The 20,600-nt window shown below is 43.7% G+C and carries 9 protein-coding genes; 5 read left to right on the top strand and 4 right to left on the bottom strand.

Going from position 1 to position 20,600, the window contains the following annotated elements; all coding sequences use genetic code 11:
- Nucleotides 1-75: 75 nt before the first annotated feature.
- The 3 genes from DLD82_RS11550 (at nucleotide 76) to DLD82_RS11540 (ending at nucleotide 3,927) form a co-directional block, all read left to right on the top strand.
- On the top strand, nucleotides 76-903 hold the full coding sequence (locus DLD82_RS11550) for a MerR family transcriptional regulator (protein ID WP_181391400.1): 828 nt from the start codon (nucleotides 76-78) through the stop codon (nucleotides 901-903).
- Between the two features lie 133 nt (nucleotides 904-1,036).
- A complete protein-coding gene (locus tag DLD82_RS11545) occupies nucleotides 1,037-1,249 on the top strand; it encodes a hypothetical protein (RefSeq protein ID WP_109941281.1) in 213 nt (70 codons plus the stop codon).
- A gap of 176 nt (nucleotides 1,250-1,425) precedes the next feature.
- Complete coding sequence (locus DLD82_RS11540; RefSeq protein ID WP_109941280.1) at nucleotides 1,426-3,927, top strand: PAS domain S-box protein; 2,502 nt, start codon at nucleotides 1,426-1,428, stop codon at nucleotides 3,925-3,927.
- A 116-nt stretch (nucleotides 3,928-4,043) separates the two neighbouring features.
- On the opposite strand, the gene DLD82_RS11535 is transcribed toward DLD82_RS11540, so the two are convergent.
- Nucleotides 4,044-8,138, bottom strand: coding sequence for a PAS domain S-box protein (locus DLD82_RS11535; RefSeq protein ID WP_109941279.1), 4,095 nt, complete (start codon nucleotides 8,136-8,138; stop codon nucleotides 4,044-4,046).
- Nucleotides 8,139-8,376: 238 nt separating this feature from the next.
- On the bottom strand, nucleotides 8,377-10,239 hold the full coding sequence (locus DLD82_RS11530) for a PAS domain-containing sensor histidine kinase (protein ID WP_109941278.1): 1,863 nt from the start codon (nucleotides 10,237-10,239) through the stop codon (nucleotides 8,377-8,379).
- A gap of 287 nt (nucleotides 10,240-10,526) precedes the next feature.
- On the opposite strand from DLD82_RS11530, the gene DLD82_RS11525 reads away from it, so the two are divergent.
- Complete coding sequence (locus DLD82_RS11525; protein ID WP_109941277.1) at nucleotides 10,527-13,235, top strand: response regulator; 2,709 nt, start codon at nucleotides 10,527-10,529, stop codon at nucleotides 13,233-13,235.
- Here the strand turns inward: DLD82_RS11525 and DLD82_RS11520 are convergent.
- Nucleotides 13,232-15,877 (bottom strand): PAS domain-containing protein, encoded by a 2,646-nt coding sequence (locus DLD82_RS11520; protein WP_109941276.1) that lies wholly within the window; start codon nucleotides 15,875-15,877, stop codon nucleotides 13,232-13,234. The two genes, DLD82_RS11525 and DLD82_RS11520, sit on opposite strands and share 4 nt — an antisense overlap.
- Before the next feature lie 149 nt (nucleotides 15,878-16,026).
- On the opposite strand from DLD82_RS11520, the gene DLD82_RS11515 reads away from it, so the two are divergent.
- Nucleotides 16,027-17,472 carry a transposase gene (locus DLD82_RS11515; RefSeq protein WP_109941275.1) on the top strand — a complete coding sequence of 482 codons (1,446 nt, stop codon included), beginning with the start codon at nucleotides 16,027-16,029 and terminating at the stop codon, nucleotides 17,470-17,472.
- Here DLD82_RS11515 and DLD82_RS11510 read toward each other — a convergent pair.
- Complete coding sequence (locus tag DLD82_RS11510; RefSeq protein ID WP_109941274.1) at nucleotides 17,385-20,279, bottom strand: PAS domain S-box protein; 2,895 nt, start codon at nucleotides 20,277-20,279, stop codon at nucleotides 17,385-17,387. The two genes, DLD82_RS11515 and DLD82_RS11510, sit on opposite strands and share 88 nt — an antisense overlap.
- Nucleotides 20,280-20,600 lie beyond the last annotated feature (321 nt).

The following is a 20,600-nucleotide window of genomic DNA, read 5'->3' as shown; positions in this document are numbered from 1 at the left end:
GATTTTTAAAAGTTTTCCCCGGGGGAAACTCCGGTCATCTATACCTCTTTGTATCTCATATGTATGAGTAACACTATGATCCAAAACAAGATTCCTATTGGCCGTTTTTCAATGATCACTCGTCTGACCTGTAAGGCACTTCGTCTCTATGACGAAACCGGTCTTCTTTCTCCATCAGCAAAGGACAGGTTTACCGGATACCGGTACTATTCACTCTCCCAGATAGAGCGTGGTGTATTGATTCGATCGCTTGTTGACCTTGGGTTTCCCCTGGCCCGGATAAATGAGATGATTGATGCCAAAACCAGCGGTGATACTGAGAAGATGAGTCAGCTCCTTGAAGACCAACGGCAACGGGTTTCTTTTGAGATCGAACGGTTACGTTCCATAGATCGCCTTTTAGAGCGTCAAAAAAAGGAGATGTTTTCAATGATTATCGCAGAACCAAAATTCAAAGATATCGAACCTCTTCGTGTCCTTTCTCTCCGGGATAAAGGAGAGTATGGAGAGATTATTACCCGACTCATCTCCCGGTTGTGTGAATTTTTAGGATCACCGGATCTGAATGCTTCAAATTTCTCGGTAACCGGTCCCTTTATGACTATTTACCATGATGGTGAATACCGTGAATTTGATGCGGATGTTGAAGTTGCAGTTCCGGTTACCGGCAGACTTCCTGATCAGATCCCGGGTATTGAGGTTAAAACGATTCCGGGAGGCAGATTTGCATCCGCAATCCATAAAGGACCGTACCAGGATGTTCATGAATCCTGGGGTAAACTGTATGAGTGGGCAGCGAATCAGGGCTATGAACCTAAAACACCGTGCAGGGATAATTATCTGAATGATCCAAACGATGTTCCGGAAGAGGAGTTGCTGACCGAGTTACTCATTCCGGTATAAATCAGTGTGAGATTGAATGTCCAACTGTCATTGTAGAGATGATGGTAAGGATATCTATCCTTTATTACTGATAACAACGAAATAGTTCATTTGAATGAAGTAGTATATGCAGGGGTTTAGATAGGAATTAATTATGAAGGATAATCGGTATGTTTCACCTCCCGGAGCATTGAAATTTACAAAGAAAAAAATAACGGTTTCAGAAAAGGATATGGCTGAAGCCGAAGAGGTATTTGATACTATTACAGATAATATGAATGCGACCAGTATCGATGATAATACTCTGGATATTATCCGGATAAGAAAGAAAAACCAATCCAGTAACCCTGCTTTCTCCCATCACTAACCCTCGTTTTCTTTATATTTTTTTATGTAAACAGTTTTTTCTATTCCCGAGCATTACGTATACTCATACACAGCTCATTTGATGATCTGGTTCCCGGATAATAAATAAATATTTGATGAATGGGTATTCATTCTATCATAGACTAATGGGACCAGTTACAGTAGATAGGTTTTACAATGTCTGATGAAGATGAGGGATCTCCGTTGATATCTATTCTCTATGTAGACGATGAAGAAGATCTTCTCATAATTGGAAAGCTCTTCCTGGAACGATCCGGTCCATTCAGGGTTGATACCGTGGCATCTGCAAAGGCTGCCCTCTCTACTTTCGCCATCTCCTCCTACGATGCCATTGTTTCTGATTACCAGATGCCTGGAATGGATGGGATTGAATTTTTAAAAGAAGTCCGGGAGCAGTTTGGAGATATCCCTTTTATTCTTTTCACCGGCCGGGGGCGGGAAGAGGTGGTGATTGAAGCAATCAATAACGGGGCTGATTTTTATCTCCAGAAGGGAGGAGAGCCCAAGTCACAATTTGCTGAACTCTCTCATAAAATCAGGCAGGCAGTCCGGAGAAAACAGGCGGAAAAATCGGTTCGTGAGTCTGAAAAGCGGGTGTCGGATATTATTAATTTCCTTCCTGATGCTACCTTTGCAATTAACCGTGAAGGAGAGGTAATTGCCTGGAATATGGCTCTGGAAGAGATGACCGGGTTTCCTGCATCCCGGTATATCGGGAAGAAACATGATGAATATGTCTTTGCTTTTTATACCAAAGATCGTCCACTCCTTATTGATCTTGTTGATGAACCTGATGAGATCATCCGTTCCTATTATCCAAAATTTTACCGGGAAGACTCATCTATTAGTGCCGAGACTGAAGTTATCCAGCCAAAAGGGAAAAAAATTTTCGTAATTATTAAGGTCTGTAAGTTATACAATCAGGAAGGGGAGATTTCCGGGGCGATTGAAACAATCCGTGACATCACTCACCTCAAAGATACTGAGCGTGAACTTTTTAATAGTGAACAGCGTTATCGCTCGATTGTTCATGATCAGACTGATTTTATCGCCCGTTTTACTCAGGATGGGACGGTTACGTTTATCAACGAAGCATATCGTCAGAATTTTGCTCCCTCATTGAACTTGCAGGATGTTCTTGGGAAAAATATTCGTGATCTGATGCAGATTCAGAATTTTCAGAATGTTGAGGCTTTTCTTCGAACACTTTCTATTGAATGTCCGGTGAGGGATATTGAACGGGAGATTGTCCTGGCAAATGGTGAGAAGCACTGGCAGTTATGGACGGTCCGGGCACTTTTTGATGAGCAGGGCGAACCTTCTGAGTACCAGGTTTCAGGTAAGGATATCACCCGTCTCAAACGGGACGAAGAAGAGATTGCTTTTAAGAATATCATATTAAAAACCCAGCAGGAAGCATCACCCGATGGAATTCTTATTGTTGATTCTGAAGGGTCTATCTTAGGATATAACAAAAATTTCCAGGAATTGTGGGATATCCCGGTAGATCTGTTAGAAGCCTTGGATGATGAGCCGGTTCTCCAGCATGTCTCTGTGCAGCCTGCGGATAGGGATTCGTTTCTTTTCCGGGTACGATATCTGTATGAGCACCCGGATGAGAAGAGTTTTGAGGAGATTCCCCTTCGAGACGGGAGGACTATTGAACGGTTTTCTTCTCCCATGCTTGGGCCGGACGGGAGAAATTTTGGAAGGGTCTGGTTTTTCAGGGATATCACCGAGCGAAAACGGGCAGATGATGAGATTCGGGCAGCATATGAACAGCTCTCTGCATCTGAAGAGTCTTTGCAGAGTTCTTACCAGGAACTCCTGGCCAGCAAAAAGGCTCTTCAGGATAGTGAATCCCGGCTTCGGTCTCTGATTGATAATACCGAGGAAGCGGTTTCCATGGTTGATGAAGAAGGCAGAGTCATTGAATGGAATCTGAGTTCTGAACGGTTATCCGGAATCCCGAAAGAAGAAGCCCTGGGAATGTTTTTGTGGGATATCACCTTCAGGATGGCACCGATATTGTATCAGGACGCAGAGTATCGAGAGATGATAAAACAGGCAATTTGTTCGTCCCTTAAAACCGGGGTTCCGGTTTTCAAAGAGCCCCGGATAATTACCGCTACACGTCCGGATGGAACCAGTATTATAACCCGTCAGAGGATCTTTTCCATGCAAACGGATCGGGGATACCGGTTTGGGTCCATCTCTCATGACATCACTGAAGAAGTACTGGCAAAAGAGGCACTCAAAGAGAGCGAAGAGCGGTTTCGGGGGATAGCAGAACGATCTTCGGATCTGATTCTGGTGCTTGATCATCATCTGTGTGTTACGTATGCTTCTCCTGCAGCACGGACAATACTGGGGTATGAGCCTCACGAACTGCTGGGAAAATCATATGAATTCGCGGTTCAGAATTTCTTTGAGCAGGGCGGCGATGTCATATCGCATGATGCGAAAGAGGTTTTGAATGGCGAATCAAAAGGAAAGAGAGTGTATGAGCGGGATATCCGGATCATCAAAAAAGACGGGACCCGTGCATACGTCAGTATTCATGCCGTACCGATATTTCAGGATGGAGTTCTGACAGGGGCTCAGGCATCAATACGTGAAATACTTCCGGAAGAGGATGACCTGGGGGAAAACAGATGATATATTCGTTTAATCCAAAAAACATCCCCGAAGAAAGCGATTGGTTCTCGTTGATCCGGAGTTCGAGGAAAAATGTTCTGGTTCATCTTAAATGAAATCCAAAGATAATTAAATTTCTAATCCCTGGGGATCTTTCTCCACCCGGTTGAGGGAATAGATATCTCAAATCTCGCCCCCCTCCCAAACTCTCCTGTCTCAATGATTGAAATGTCAGTAATTGTAAGGATATCCCTGCACAAAGCCAGTCCAAGACCGGTATTTCTCCCATATCCTCTCTCAAATATCCTCTCCTTTTCTTCCGGGATTACTCCCACCCCGTCATCCTCACAGATAAGCACCATGTTGGATGCTTCTTCTTCATAAAACCGGATTGTCGTTATCGTTTCACCATACCTGACCGCATTCTCAATCAGATTATAGATGATCTTCACAAGGAGCGGATCAGCAAATACCTCAATGTCTTCAGATATATCATTCTTTATGATAACCGACCCAAGATGAACCTGTTCTGATGCATCACAAGTGATCTTTCGAATATTCTGCCAGATTGGAGATTTCACTCCAATCTCCTCATATTGCTTTGTAAACTGGATTATTGAGCTGATACGTTCCGCAATCGACACGGCTTTTTCTGCAAACTCATGCTCAGGAGATCCCATGAGAGACTCATCCAAAATGGTAAGATATCCAAGGAGTGCAACCAGCTGATTATCAATATCATGCCTTGTAATTTTTGTCAGAAGGTTTAGTTTTCGGTTTGCAAGTAATACCGCTTCCTCTGCCTTTTTTATCTCGGTAACATCGTGGAGAATTCCTTCAATGCCGATAATATTTCCATGAATGTCCCGGTAGAACTGACTGCTGACGGTTACCTGATGGATATTTCCATGTTTGTCAACGAGAGAAGTCGGAAAATTTGTAACTTTCTCATCTTTTTGAAGGAGCTCTAAAAGATTTTCGCGTTCACCTGGATTAGAATAGAACATATGAGAGATATTGCAGCCAATCATCTCATCAGCCGATGAAAATCCTGCAAGTCTGACTCCGGCAGGACTTATCATGATCAGGTTGCCAGAAATGTCTGCTCTATAGACCAGATCCTGCATATTTTCAATAATCGTTCGGTACTGTAATTCACTCTCTTTCAATGCGATTTCTGCTTTTTTCTGCTCCGTTACATCAGTGAGAACAGCCAGGGTTGCATCCTTCAATCGTCCCGCTAGTGACGCTGATCGAACTTCAAGCCATCTCCGCTCACCAGAAGGGATAGTGACCTCAATTAAATAAGGTTTAATAGATATTCCCTGGTATCTGAATCCGATGTTTTGTATCGGGAGATCGTGATATTCAGGAGTTGCAAATGAGAGGACTGATGTTCCAATGATCTCCTCAGGAGTTTTTCCCATCAGCCGTGCCCCTTCATCATTGACATAGACAATGGTCTCCCCTTCATAAATAATGACGTAATCAGGAAGCTGATTGAGTAACTGATTCATCTCCTCTTCAGTAGATTTTAATTTGGTCCGTGTTTCCTCCAAATCTGCTATATTCTCGATTGAAATAAGACTTTTCCTGGTTCCGGGAATGGAGGTTATTAATATCGCTCCTACCTGGGTCTCACCATTTTTCAAAACATAGGTAAATGCATTATTTTCTAAAAGAGCGGAGAGGTTTTTTTTCTGCAGAGCATAATATTCTATCATCCGCCCCCGGTCATCATCAGCAATCAGGGCAGGCCATTGTAACTGTCCGATTATCTCTGAGCGGGTATATCCGAATGCCTGTTCAAACTCTGCATTCATATCAGATATCACCAAATCTTCATTAAGAATCAACATGGGGATACCTGTTTTATCAAATATGGTTTTATACAGGATCTCTATCTGTTTTCGTTCAGTAATGTCCCTGAATATCCCTTCAATCCCAACATAATTCCCTTGATGATCATAATAATAGTGGCTGCTGGTCAGGACTGTTATCGGGGTTCCGTCTTTCTTTTTCAGCTGAACCTCATAATTCGTGACCGATCCATTTTCTTTCATATCCCTGAGGAAGGTCTCCCTGTCCTGGGGCTTCAGATACAGTGTCTCCGCGATTTTTTTACCGATTAGTTCAGCCAGGGACTCGTACCCTAACACCGTGGTTGCAGAGGGACTAATAAGGATTATCTTCCCTTCCGAATCAGACCGGTAGAAGACATCCTGAATATTTTCAAAGATAGTGTGGTATTCAGTCTCAGCGATAACCTGGTCTGTAATGTCAATTGCCGATGTAACACTCCGCTCAGTACCGGGGATCATGGCTACATTATTAATGCAGTACCGCATCTTTCCAAACCGGTCAACAAATCTGAATGGATAGACAGGCGGTGGAGATGTAGGATTGGCTCGGCGTAAGCGATGGTACTCTTTCATCTTAATGAGGTCTTCAGGCATGATGAAATCAGTCCAGCACATCTTCCCCTCCAGTTTCTCTTTTGAATATCCTGAAAGTTGGACAAATTTTTTATTGGCGTATACGATGGTATTGTCAGACTCCACTACCAGGATAATCGTCCCGGTATTGTCAAAAACCGCCCGGTGGAGATTCTCTGATTCATTGAGTCTGATCTCCATCTGCTTTCTTTCGGAAATATCCCTGAATAACCCTTCAATCCCGAGGTAATTACCGGTATTATCATAATATCTATGACTGCTGGTCAAAACCGTAATCGGTGTTCCATCTCCTTTTCGGAGTGTTGCTTCGTAATTTTCCACCTTTCCGGTCTTTTCAATCTCTGTGAGAAACTCCTTTCTGTCTTCTGGGTTATAATATAGTGCATCAGCCACTTTTTTTCCATAATATTCAGTATTGTCCGGATATCCAAGGACCGAAGTTGCTGAGGGGCTCGTAAGAATTATTTTACCTTCCTTATCGGTCTGATAATACACATCCTGCATATTCTCAAGAATTCTCCGGTATTTTTCCTCACTCTCTCGGATTATTTCCTGGTTACGTTTGAGTTCTTCAAACTGTGCCTGTAGTTCTTCCTGGGTGGTGGTAAGCTCCTCATTGGCCGCCTGTACCTCTTCTGCGTACTGTTTCTGGTTCGTAATATCAACGAGGGACGCAACACTGTTATCGCTTCCTGGAATGATATCTACATGGACGATGCAGGTATGGACTGATCCATCTGCTTCATTATGGGCCCGGCATTCATACACCGTCGGAGCCAGGGAGGGATCCTTCCTCCTGATATGATGATACTCAACCATTCGTTTTACATCATCTTCATCAATAAATTTCGTCCAGCTTAATTTTTTTTCCTGTTCAGCAATCGGAACACCGGTGAGTTTTTCCCATCCTGAGTTTGCCCGCAGAATGATAGTGGTAGGACCGATAATAATCGTAGCAGCCCCGGTATTTTCAAATACTGCCCTGTATAGACTTTCTGACTGTTTCAGTTCTTCTTCTACCTGCTTTCGGTCTGTAATATCTCTCCCAAGCGATTGATACTCGATGAGGGTTCCTTTTTCATTAAAAATTGCAAGGTCACGCCACCGGTGCCAGCGGAGACTGCCATCAGGCATACGTATCCGGTGCTCAATCTCTCCAACTGGTGAGTCCTGGGTGAGTAAGGCAAAATGGGTGTGGACTTTTTCCCGGTCGTCTTCAGGAATATCAGGAATGAATCGCTGCCCTATGATCTCCTCTCTTTTTATTCCAAAATAGTTGCAATACGCCTCATTTACAAATACGGTGATGCCACCGGGAGTAAACCGGCAGATAAATTCCGACTGTGTCTCAACTACCTCACGGTACCGCTGCTCACTCTCCTTGAGTTCAATGCCGATATTGCGCCGCTGAACGGCAAGTTTCATTTTATGCGTTAATTCGACAAACTGGGGTTTGGGATCTCCGCCCTTCTGCAGGTAATAATCAGCCCCGTCATTTAAGGCCTGAATGACCACTTCTTCCCTTCCTCTTCCGGAAAACAGAATAAAGGGGATCTCTCCTAATGTACTTCGGACCTCTTTTAAAAATTCAAGCCCGTTCATAACCGGCATCTCGTAATCAGAGAGGATAATGTCAAATGAAGTGTTTTTTAAGAGCTCTACGGCTTCTACCGCCGAATCACGAAGTTCAACCTGAAATTCTCCGGTTCGCTCAAGAAAGAGTTTCCCTAATTCGAGGAGTGTGAGGTCATCATCAACATACAGGACTGAGATCATGAAAGTTCCTGATATAGAGTAATATAGAACGTGAAGAGTATAATAATGATTGTGGGAATAAGAGGGGGAATTTCATATATCAAATACCTTGGATTTATCATCGAAGAAAAAGGGGTATTATGAGGCATGCACACAAATCACACGCTATTGCTCTCCCTACACCAATACGTAAACCAATACCTATACCTTCTAGTTAAACCGTTGATGGATCCTGGTTTTTATACTGATTCAACAATATTTATTGATCATCCGGTTTAAATGAAAATAAGCCGGATCCCTCCTTTTCTACCCCCCCCATTTCCACTCCAGCCCGCCATGCTCCTTTTGGTACCCGTATCTCAAACCGTGCTCCCGTTCCAGGAGTTCCACATTCCCGGATGGAAAGCCCGGTAATTGCCAATATATCTCTGATTAAAAATAACCCCATTCCGGTATGTTTTCCAAATCCCTTCTCAAATATTTTCTCCTTCTCATCAGAAGATATGCCTGCCCCGTCATCACGATACACGATGATGAGGTCAGATCCTTCATACATCAGCGTAAATGAGATCACCGTCACCTGCTTTCCATGCCTGATGGTGTTATCGATGAGATTGAAGAAGACTTTCTGAATGAGAGGATCTGAATACACCATGACCTTTCCTGTCTCTATGGTTATCGTGATATCAGGAAGAGCCATCTCCCTGACTACGAGCGTGATAATGGTGTCAAGCTCAAACCACTCCGGAGCATGGACTCCGATGTCCTGGTAATACCGGGAAAATTCAATCTGGTGACGAATAATTCGAAGTCCATCCAGGGTTTCACGAATTAATTCCAGTGATGCAGTATCTTCTATGGTATCCTGTGCAAGTTCAAGAGTAAGAAAGATTTCAGTAAGGGTGTTTGCAATATCATGGCGGGAGATGGAAGAGAGGATATTGAGTTTCTTATTTGCCAGCTGGATAGCTTTTTCCCGCTGTATTCGCTCGGTGATATCCGTTCCAAGACTGATAACTCCGGTGGTCCTGCCATCAGCCTCATGGAGCACAAGGTTTGTCCAGAGAACAGAGTGTTTTTGGTTATCTTTAGAGATAATTGAGTTCTCAAGCTGTGGGGGTACTATTTCCTTCTGGATATATTGGACGAAGGTCTCCCGAACATGCTCTTCAGGGAGTGTGAATGTTGAAAACCAGTCCGCACCCAGGATTTCATCTTTGTCATATCCGATAACCTTGAGGAGGTGGTTGTTACCGAACACTACCTTCCCATCACGGTCCAGCATCACAACAATGAGCGGGATCTTCTCTATCATCTCACGGTACCGGCGTTCAGATTCCCGGAGTTCATCCTGGGCTTTTTTCCGGATGGTGATATCATGGAGAAGGATGAGCATAACCTTCCCGTATGGTGCAAAATACAACTCAAATGTCCTCTGGGATCCGTCTTTTGCGCTTATTTGGTAGACATGGGGTTCAGGTTCCTGGATCTGCCTGTCTATTTTCCAGGCCAGATCCTGCCACATATGAAAGGCATCTTCCTGATCAGATGGATCTGGTAAGAAAACCCGGATGACGGTCTGCATATCTGGAATATCGTCCAGAATAAATCCAAGTGATCTGGTCACCTGAGGGTTGATATAGGCGATGGAATTATCCTTGTTGACAAGTATCATCCCAAGCGGGGTATTCTCAGTGATAGTGCGAAACTTCTCTTCACTCTCCTGAAGATCTGCTTCAAACGAGGTCCTGACTTCCAGTTCATTTTTCAGAAGGATGTTCGTCATATCAAGAGCCTCAGATTTTTCCAAAACCTGAACCTCCAGTTCTGAAATTTTATTTTCCAGGGTTTTATCCGGTTCTGATGCCTGCTTCGAAGTAATCAGAAGAAGAATTGCACAGCAGATGATGAGTTCTCCGATGATATGGGCAGACAGACCGGTATAGAGGAGATCCGGATTCCACCCAATAAATTGCCCCGAAAGCAGGGTAAGGCATCCGATGCTTCCGATAATGATGGCATATCTCTTCTGTTTTTCAAAGGCATGATAAAAGATAACGGCAATCAGGATTAAAATGAGAAGAAGATCTGGAAAAAAAGGAAGGGACGGTACAAAATCCATGAGCGGTATCCTTATATGTATCTGTTAGGAAGAGAAGTGAACAGGATTCTCATGATAAGCATGAGTCAGCCTCCTGATAGGATGAGATCCCTTTTTTCAGTATAATTCTCCTATTGTGTTTCTTTCCCTGATATGATTTATTTTTCTGTTTCGTATGGTTCATGCCAGACGTTCAGGATGGTTCGGTAAATAATGCGATATCTATTAATGATTCTGAAGCTATATGGCTAATTATTCATATCTGTTCAGGACAATTCAGACAATATATCTGATGACGGGGGGGTTGAATGGCGCTAACAAATTTTTTAGGTACTGAGACGGATTTAGACAAACATCCGGGTTCCTCTGTCTCAGTTCTGTATGTCAATGACGAGGAGGGCCTTCAGAAACTTGGGAAGAGGTATCTGGAGAGTTCTGGTCCGATAACAGTTGATACACTAACTTCAGCAGAGGAGGCTCTGGCATTACCTCATCTGCATACCTATGATGCCATCGTCTCTGATTACCTGATGCCGGATATGGATGGTCTTGTGTTACTCCAGGAGATCAGGGAACGATTCGACACCATGCCCTTTATCCTCGTTTCTGAAAAGGGAAGGGAAGAGGTCATAATCAGGGCCATTGAGTACGGTGTGGATTTCTATATTCAGAAAGGAGAAGATTCAAGGGCACTATTTGAAGAGATATCTGATAAACTCATGAAAGCGGTTCAGCGAAGGAGAGTATTTTCTGACCAGATACCGGCTGTTGAGAAGGAGATACGGGGGCAGTATGCCGAGCTTAAAACATTGAAGAACTCATTAGAGGAGAGTGAAAAAAAGTTTAGAAACATTGTTGAGACCTCTCCTGATGTAATATGGGATACGGACCTTGAAGGATTCGTGACATATGTCAGCCCCCAGTGTCATGCAATCTCCGGATATACTCCGGAAGAACTGGTAGGGAGAAATTTGCTTTCCATCCTTACTCCGGAAGGAATGGAGATGATGAGGGAGGTCCTCAAAGAGGGAAAGACGAGAAAACCAGGCCTTTTTTCCTTTGATGTCCCTGTTCTTCATAAGGATGGAAGTCAGCGTATTCTCAATATCAGATCATTTCCCCTTGAGGATAAGAGCGGTAACCGTGTAGGATTTCGTGGTGTCTCGTCTGATGTAACCGAATTATTCGGGATGATGAAAGAACTCAGGGCATCTGAGGAACGCTTCAGATTAATGGCTGAACGTTCTTCTGATCTGATTGTGATCCTCGATGACCGGCTCTGTGCAACCTATATCTCACCGTCTGTTTTTGCAATCACCGGATATTCGAAGCAGGAACTTGTTGGAAAATCAACTGAAGATGCTGCTTCACTCCTCTTTCCGATGGATATCGAGGAGTTTAAACACATCATTCGAACATTGCAGGAAAAAGAATCAGTTGAAGATGTGAACATCCGTATTCGGACAAAAGATGGAAGATCAGTCTTTGTCAACCTGTATGCGACCCCGATTGTAAACAACAATCTCCTGACCGGTGCCCAGGTTTCGATGCGGGTCATTACCTCGGTGAAAGAGATTACAGCCGCTCTGTATAAGAGTGAAGAAAAATACCGGGTGCTTGCAGAAAATGTTCATGACGTTATCTGGACATGTGATGAAACGATGCACCTGACCTATATCTCCCCGTCCGTCACCCGGGCTCTCGGTTTTTCACAGGAACAGGCACTAAAGATGAAACTGGAAGATTTCTTGGCGCCTGAATCAACGCAGGTATTTCAGACGTTTCTGGAGCAGGGACAGGATCTTTTGAAAAACGGAATTCCAGTTCCCCATAAAATGGTTCTGGAACTGGAGTTTAAAACCAAAAATAAACCCTCGACCTGGGCGGAGATGATGATTTCAACTGCGTTTGATGCAAATAAAAAATTTACCGGTTTTGTCGGTGTTACGAGGGATATCACCAAAAGGAAAGAGGCAGAAGAGCTCCTTCGGAAGAGTGAGGAGAAATTTCGGTCTTTTGTGGAGAATGCCAATGATATCGTCTTCTCTCTGACACCGGATGGCATCATCACCTATATACCGGATAAATGGACGACCATATTTGGATACGAGAATAATGAGGTAATCGGATGTGACGCATCGCGTTTTATCCATCCTGATGATTATCCCCGGATTTTTGCCAGTATTACCCAAAAAATTATTGAGAGAAAGGAGAAAGCTGTTGTTGAATGCAGGTTACTGTATAAAGACGGGTCATGGAAGTGGCATTCGCTGAATATCTCACCAGTTCTGGACGAAGAAGGAAATGTTACTCTTCTCCAGGGAATATCCCATGACATTAACGAGCGGAAACGGAATGAAGACGCCATAAAGAAAGCAAACCGGCAGCTGAGTCTTCTTACAGGAATAACACGGCATGATATCCTCAATAAAGTATCAGTTATTTACGGATTTTTAGAGCTGATGGAGAAGGGACTTCTGGACCCATCCACTACAGAGTATTTCTCAATCATATGTAACGCCACCCGTGATATCCAGACCCAGATTGAATTTACCCGTATCTATGAGGAACTCGGTTCTCATGAACCTCAATGGATACTTCTTGATCTGGTCATCCCCCGTTCTCAGGTTCCCTCTTCCGTCACCCTGAATACAGATATTCAGGGAATTATAATCTTTGCCGACCCCATGCTTGAAAAAGTCTTTTTTAATCTGCTCGATAACTCTCTTCGTCATGGGGAAACGGTCTCTGAGATACGTGTCTCTGCCCGAAAGGAAGGAGATTTCCTTATCGTGGTATGGGAAGACAATGGGGTTGGTATTGCAGATAATGAGAAAGAGAAGATCTTTGAACGGGGATTTGGAAAGAATACCAGTCTTGGCATGTTCCTTGTCAGGGAGATTTTGTCCCTGACCGATATCAGGATCACAGAAAACGGAAAACCGGGAACCGGAGCACGGTTTGAAATGAAAATCCCCCGGGAGTCATACCGGGCTATCCTGAATAACGTAACTTAGTCCTTTTGAAATCTGAATAATCCATGCGGGACCACAATTTCAAACCGTGCCCCAATTCCTGGTTTTCCTGTTTCACGAATCTCAAGTCCGGTGATTGAAAGAAGTTCTCTAACCAGATACAGGCCCATCCCGGTATTCTTTCCATATCCGTGCTGAAAGATTCTCTCCTTTTCTTCTTCTGGAACTCCTATTCCATCATCGGCGTAGACAATACTGATCTTTTTCCCCTTTTTTTCTGTTGTAATCCGGATGGCAGAGATAGTGGTCCCATGCCTGACGGAATTTTCAAACAAGGTTGAAAAGACCTTCTGAATGATGAGATCTGCAAAAATTTCTATATCCGGAGAGATCGAGATGTCAACCGTGATATCCCCTAATGAAACATCAGATCTCGCTGCATTCACAATAGAGATCAGGTGCATCCACCGGCTGGAGAGAGATCCGAAATCTTCACATTCCCTCGTAAATTCGATGGTATTCTTCAATGTCTGCCCTGCAGTAAGGGCATTGGTGATGTATTCCTTTTGGTCTGGTGTCAAATCCGAATCAAGTACCAAGTCCAGCGATACGGTGATGATATTTAAATCGTTGATAATGTCATGCCTTGTTATCCCGGTCAGGATTTTAAGTTTTTGCAATGCTTCGAGGAGAGAGAATTCAAGTCTCTTTCTCTCACGAATGTCCCGGATGATAATGAGGTCTGCCGGAGCACCCTGATACGAGATTACTCCCCCTATCGCTTCTACCGGAATTTCAGAATTATCGCATCGGAGCAGATTGGTTTCATACATCCTGGGTAATGGTTCCCCCGCGAGTCTTTTGCGAATAACCTCAGCAATTTTTTCCTGTTTGTCCGGAGTGAAGAGTGTCAGATAATCTCTTCCGGAGAGATCATCAACTGTGCTCCCGATCATTCGTGCAAATGCTTCATTTAAAAATACGAGGTGGAAGTCCTGAACAATAACGATCCCGTCCAGGGCCTTGTCAATGACATTGCGGTATTTCTCCTCACTTTCTTTCAGAGCGATCTCATTCCTTTTCCGCCCGGATATATCACGGATGGTGCTGATGAGAAATGTCTGACCCTCCAGATCAATTATTTCAGCTGAGATAGATACCCAGAACGACTTTCCTGATTTTGAATGAGTTATGCCTTCAAATCCTTTCACCCGTCCCTGTTTTTTGATGAGTTCGATAAAGTGATCCCGTTCTTCCTGTGAATTCCACAATTCAAGAACTATTGTGCTCCTGCCTATAACTTCCTCATACGAATATTCCATGTTCTGGGTGAATGCATCATTGACTTCAATGATCCTCCCACTTTCAAGGTCGGAAATGATGATGGCATCCGGACTGGAAAGAAATAATGTTGAATACTTCTCCTGGGATAACCGAAGAGCCTTCTCTGTTTCTTTGACTTCAGTTATGTCCCTGATGGATTCTATGGCACCAATCACGGTCCCTTCTGCATCGGTGAGGGCTGTAGCCATTCCCCAGAGGACCTTTTCCATACCTTGTGGTCGTGCATTCGCTGTTTCACCAACCAGGATTCTCCCCTCATACCGGAGATCCTGGTACTTCCTCTCGATCACCTCATCAGGGAGGAGAGAGAGATCAATCAGAAGAGGTCTCCGCTCTCCATAGAAGGGTATGGCGTACTCATAGTCTCCTTTTCCCAGCATATCTTCTGCCAAAATCCCGGTCATCTCCTCTATGGACCGGTTCCATGCAATCACCTTCCCTTCCCGGTCGATGGCAAAGGTAGCATCTGGTAAAAAGTTGATGATATCAGACTCACGACGTTGTAATTCCAGAATTTTCTCTGTTGCAATCTTCTGTTCGGTAATATCTGAAAAGATCCCCAGGAGATATAACTGTCCCTCTAATTCCAGAGTTGAACTATGAATTCTCACCGGTAATATTCTCCCGTCTTTTCGTAATAGGGGGATATCCTGGTAGGATTCTATAGTGCCTTTTGCCATCTGATCAAATATCTCCCTGATACGGGGATACTCATCAGGAGGATGGATATCCTGGGGTGTCATCCCTACGAGTTCATCACAGGAGTATCCCAGCATCAGGCATATTGCCTCATTTGCAAAGATAAATCGCCGGGTTTTCCCATCTGCCATGAGAATTCCGAAGGGAATATTCTCAAGTAAGGTCCGAACCCGCTGTTCTGAAACCTGAAGAGCTTTTTCAGCCTTTTTATGGGCGGTGATATCTGTCCCGATCTCCATTCTGACAATTCTTCCGTCGCTCCACCGGATGGCCCGGTCCCGGCAGTTATACCATCTCCCGGTCACAGGACTCTGAAACTCCCATTGATACAATCCTGTCGGGCCGTTTTCATCTACCAGAAGATGATTGGTGCAGAAAGGACAAGGGCTATCCCGGCCGTTTTGCATGTACTGGTAACATTTTTGTCCGGTTAATGGCCCTAAATGCGCTTTTAACCGGTTATTTGCATATAGCATCTCATAGGTGTTCATATCGGCAACATATACAAGATCATCCATACTGTTGAGGATGGTATAGAGCTGTGCCTGAACTTCTTCAATGAGTATCTCGTTCTTTTTCTCAGACGATCCAGACTTTTCTGCAGAAATTTGATCTTTTGTATCGTTCCCATGCAGTTTCACTGATCCTGCATCTGTTCTTTGTGAAACCGTGATATTATACCCAAACTATTCCGCCCATAGGGATTAATCTTGGCCATTAATTCGTTTATTTAAAATTGCTCTTCATATCACCGAAAAAGGTATATATTATTAATCCCTAACATTATGGCATGGAAGAGTGGGCTACAGAGTGGCTTGCAGAAGAGCGGAGGAAGGGAAAAAAGTGTCTTGAGATCAAGTACATCCAGGGTAAACCCTATGTCTATTATTCAACCAGTACCTACGACAGGGAAACGAAAAAAACAAAGAAGATATCCAGATATATTGGGAGACTAACCCCTGATCGTGGTCTTTTAGCAAAAGGTTCGACTCGCCCATCCCAAGACACTCATCCTCATTCTCTATCCCTGCCACGACCCAAATCCGTCTTTGAATATGGGAATGCAAGATTTCTAGGCGATGAATTCATGGAGATGGTCACTGTACTCAAAGAGGCATTTCCTGAACATTGGGAAGAGATAGTTGCTCTTGTATTTACTCGTGTATCTGGTTATCTTCCCCTTAAACGAGTTAAATCAACATGGGAAAAACTAGACAACGTTTTGAAGATTTCTCCAGACTGCTCTCCTAAAAATCTTTCAACAACACTGAGATCCATCGGAGATGATAAAATAGGCCAAGATATAGTGTTTAAACACTTGTGGCAGGAAAACCATCATCTCATCTATGACCTATCATTTGTGTTCTCCCTATCAGATAACTTAGCATTTGCAGAATGGGGCCGAAATCATAACGAGATTGCATTACCCCAGGTAAATATGGCTCTATTTAGTGGTCTTGAAACAGGTCTCCCCGTCATGATCAGGGTGATTCCTGGATCAGTTAAAGATGTTAAAACACTTCTTCCCTCAATGGATGAGATTAAGTTAACTAATGCAATTCTCATCGTAGATCGTGGTTTTGTGTCTGATGAGGTCTTGGAGGGGATCTTTGATCGTAACTGTTCGGCTGTGGTACCTCAGCGACGAAACAGTAACTGGTATAATACCCGGATTCATCTCACTGATCGCTTTATATACCACAAACGCCTGATTCGGGGTGGGAAAAGAGAGATTAACGGTAAGATAATCTATCTGTTTGAAGATAAAGATCTGGAACTTGAAGAGAACAAGACACTTTTTGAGCTGGTTGAGAAGGGGAATATCACACAAGAAGAAGCAAAAATACGAGAGAAAAAGGCTGGAAGAATCCTCTTCGTATCAAATGTGGATAAATCTCCGCAGGAGATTTATGAGTTGTACAAAACACGGGACTTGGTTGAAAGACACTTTGATACTCTGAAGAATGAAATTCAAGCAGATGTAATGTATCTTGGAGATCGGAGCGCGATATTCGGGCATTTGTTCATCGGTTTTCTTTGCCTGTATCTCTACTGCAGGCTAATGATCCTCATAAAGAGGGAGGGATTAACAGCTCAATATTCTCCAAAGGACGTCCTATTGGCGTTTTCTAAAGTAATGAGGATCACTTATGATGGGTTTGACCAAGTTACAGAAGTGCCTAAGAAGGTTCGTGAGCTCGAGAAGAAACTCAAACTGAATTTATTCCCTAATTGAAGGCATAGTTTGGGATTATAGTGTTTCCTGATCATATTCAGGACTTTTTCAGACTGGAGCCATCGCTGATCCAGCTGAGTGACCAGCTGATCAATCCGGTGCACCTCATTATCGATGATATCGGCAGTATCTGTATCATCAAGCATTGATGCTGTAGCCATGATAATTGCGAGCGGATTTCGTATCTCATCATTCAGAATTGCAAGGATGGCCAGATTATTTTGAATCTGCTCCAATGCACTCTCTTTCTCACGCTCAAGCCGGTTTTTTTCCGTAACATCATAGCCCTGGGCGATAGTTGCGAGGGGAGTCTGACCATCCGGAGTATACAGGGTCGCAGAATTCCAGAGCAGGGTCCGGATGGCTCCATCTTTCCTCATAATGTCGATTTCTGTCGTTTCCCATCGGACACCGTCCAAAGTGGTCTGTAGCAGCCTCATGGTTCTGTCAGCCGTATCCGAAGGGAACAGGATCCGAATTGACTGACCAATCAACTCTTCAGCAGGTCTCCCAATAAGAAGCTCAAAAGACCGGTTTACTCTTTTGATATGAAATGAGGGATCCCAGATGATGATCGGGACATTTGCGTATGCAATAAGGTTTTCAAGGTATTCGTTCGTCTCCCTGAAAGACTCCCTGGATAGTGTCAGGGCTGCATTCTGGTTTTTCAGTTCCTGCTCAGTCTGCAATAACTGTTCATAGGTGACATTCAGATCTGCATTGCTTTTTTGAATCGTTGAAATTAGAGATTCCCGTTCTTCTTCTGCCTGTTTTCGTTCGGTAATATCCCTGACAACCGCCCAGAGGAATTGCAGGGTTCCATCAATGGAATATGAGGCATAGGCCTGGAGTTCAACTGGGAAGATCTCCCCGTTCTTCCTGATATATTCCTTCTCAAACAGGCCTGAGTAGCCATGAAAAAAGAGACGTTTTTTCCAGATCTCCTCTTGTTCCCATGTTCGCCATTTTTCCGCTGTGATCACATAAAAACTATCCAGCGCCTTTAATTCTTCAAGAGTATATCCAACAATCGAACAATATGCCTGGTTTGCATCGAGAACACGCCCGGCCAGGTCAACCATTACAAACCCGTCAAAATTGCCTTCAAATATCTCCCGGTACCGTAGATCCTTCTCCTTCAGAGAGAGTTCTGCGATCTTCTGTTCGGTAATATCCTGAACAGTTCCCAGGGATGACAGGGGTTTTCCGGATGAATCATACTTTGTTTCGCACCGCTCAAGGACAAATTTTATCCTGCCATCCGGCATGAGCAGACGATGCTCTATCTGGTATGGTGTTTTCTCTCGTACTGAAACAGAATAGGCCTCATCTACTGCTTTCCGGTCGTCAGGATGTATGGCATTTAAAAAAGCCTCATATGTTGCACCGAATTGTAAGGGATCTAATTCAAATATCTCAAAAATGACATCTGACCATGAAAGACGGTTTGCAGGAATGTCCAGTTCCCAGCTGCCTGTCTTTGCGAGATGTTGCGCTTCACTCAGACGGCGTTCGCTCTTTTGTAATGCGTCTTCAAACCGCCTGCGGTCGGTGACATCCCTGCTCACCCCGATGAGAACATCCTGGCCATCCCACGTCCCTCTTGAAACTTTGGTATCTACCTCGATCCGGGTTCCATCCTTTGCAATGATTGGGATGGAATTATCCTTCTCAGTTCCATCGACCAGTTTTTGATAGAGTCCGAGTGCTTCTTCTCTTTTTTCGGGGGCCAGAATGTCAAGAATACTCCTGCCGATGAGTTCCTGTTTTGCATAGGATAGTCTCTGCTCCGCGGCGGTATTCATTGCAATGATATCACCTTTCAGATCGATAACAAAGACAATATCATCGATAGAATGAAACAGGGTTCTGATATTTTGTGCACCCTTAATTTTTTCTTCTTCGGCAAAAAGCCGTTCTATCGCACTGCCAAGTTCCCTGCTTATTAAGATGAGTGTCTCCTTTTCCTCATCACTGATGAGATAACGCCTCATACTGGCAATATTTAACACCCCGATGGCTTTTCCTTCTGCTATGAGGGGGAGCGTTGCAATTGAGCACAATCCATATTTCTGTGAACGCTCCGGGCTTACCCGGGCGTAATTTTCGATAAAAAGGGGTTGATTTCTCACAAACATCGTCTTATAGGGTTCTTTATCGATTGAAACGTCATCAACTTCAGCAATAAACCCGGAAGGGAGGTTTTGTGAATGAACAATATGAGCCGTCCGTGAATTAGTGTCTACGAAATATATCCCCCCTGCATCAAAGTTTAAGAGACGAATTGACTTATCAAGGACCTTTTCCAGGAGATCTGAGATAGTTTGAGCATTATTTACCTCAGAGATAATCTCATTGAGAATGCGAAGCATTGCCCCCCGGTGCCTGAGTGTCTCTACTTCGGATTTAAGACCACTCACGCTGATTTCCGGTTGATTTCTCTGTACTAATTGTCTGATTTTCAGGGCAAGGATGAGGAACAGTGATTCCTCATCGCCTTCTTTCCAGGGAAAAATATCTGCATTACTTCGGAATATCTCAAGGAGGTCTTCTCGATTATCAGGGCTTTTCAGAAAGATGAACGGGATGCTTGACCTCTCCCTGACTGCTCTTAAAAGGTCAATCCCGTCTATGCCAGGTTTCGAAAATCCGGTTATAATGACATCATAGGTATGATGGATAATTTTTTCCAGGCTTTCCTGTATCGTTGTGCAGGTATCAACGGAAAATTCATCATTTTGCTCCAGGATTTGTTTCCCTAAGCGGAGCAGGCCAACTTTATCATCTGCATAGATAATTGATATCATGTTTTGATTCGATTATACCTGCATTGTCTGTCCGTTCGGTCATACATCCAGACTACTATCGGATGGGAGAATAATCCGGATATTCTGCTTCTTTTTTGTAGGTACAGGGATGTGATAAACTAATGTAATCGTGGTGGTATTATTCCGGTCCAATTGTGGAATGTATCTCTATACTTCATCACTCTAATTAAATGTTTACCAAAAAATCTAATGGGTATTTGCTCTTTTCATGAGCCCTATTATCTTATGATACACCCGGTTCTGATTACCGGATGCCAGGTATGGATGGCATCAAAATTTTATAATCATGGAGAAATATGG

This window comes from Methanospirillum stamsii (assembly GCF_003173335.1).
In the GTDB taxonomy this organism is placed as follows: domain Archaea; phylum Halobacteriota; class Methanomicrobia; order Methanomicrobiales; family Methanospirillaceae; genus Methanospirillum; species Methanospirillum stamsii.
Note: the sequence above shows the minus strand (reverse complement) of the source record. Positions and strands in the feature narration are given on the sequence as shown.

Coding starts and splice junctions, on each gene's coding strand:
- DLD82_RS11510 (WP_109941274.1), bottom strand. CDS start 20,279: ATGATATCAATTATCTATGCAGATGATAAAGTTGGCCTGCTCCGCTTA.
- DLD82_RS11530 (WP_109941278.1), bottom strand. CDS start 10,239: ATGGATTTTGTACCGTCCCTTCCTTTTTTTCCAGATCTTCTTCTCATT.
- DLD82_RS11540 (WP_109941280.1), top strand. CDS start 1,426: ATGTCTGATGAAGATGAGGGATCTCCGTTGATATCTATTCTCTATGTA.
- DLD82_RS11525 (WP_109941277.1), top strand. CDS start 10,527: ATGGCGCTAACAAATTTTTTAGGTACTGAGACGGATTTAGACAAACAT.
- DLD82_RS11535 (WP_109941279.1), bottom strand. CDS start 8,138: ATGATCTCAGTCCTGTATGTTGATGATGACCTCACACTCCTCGAATTA.
- DLD82_RS11515 (WP_109941275.1), top strand. CDS start 16,027: ATGGAAGAGTGGGCTACAGAGTGGCTTGCAGAAGAGCGGAGGAAGGGA.
- DLD82_RS11545 (WP_109941281.1), top strand. CDS start 1,037: ATGAAGGATAATCGGTATGTTTCACCTCCCGGAGCATTGAAATTTACA.
- DLD82_RS11550 (WP_181391400.1), top strand. CDS start 76: ATGATCCAAAACAAGATTCCTATTGGCCGTTTTTCAATGATCACTCGT.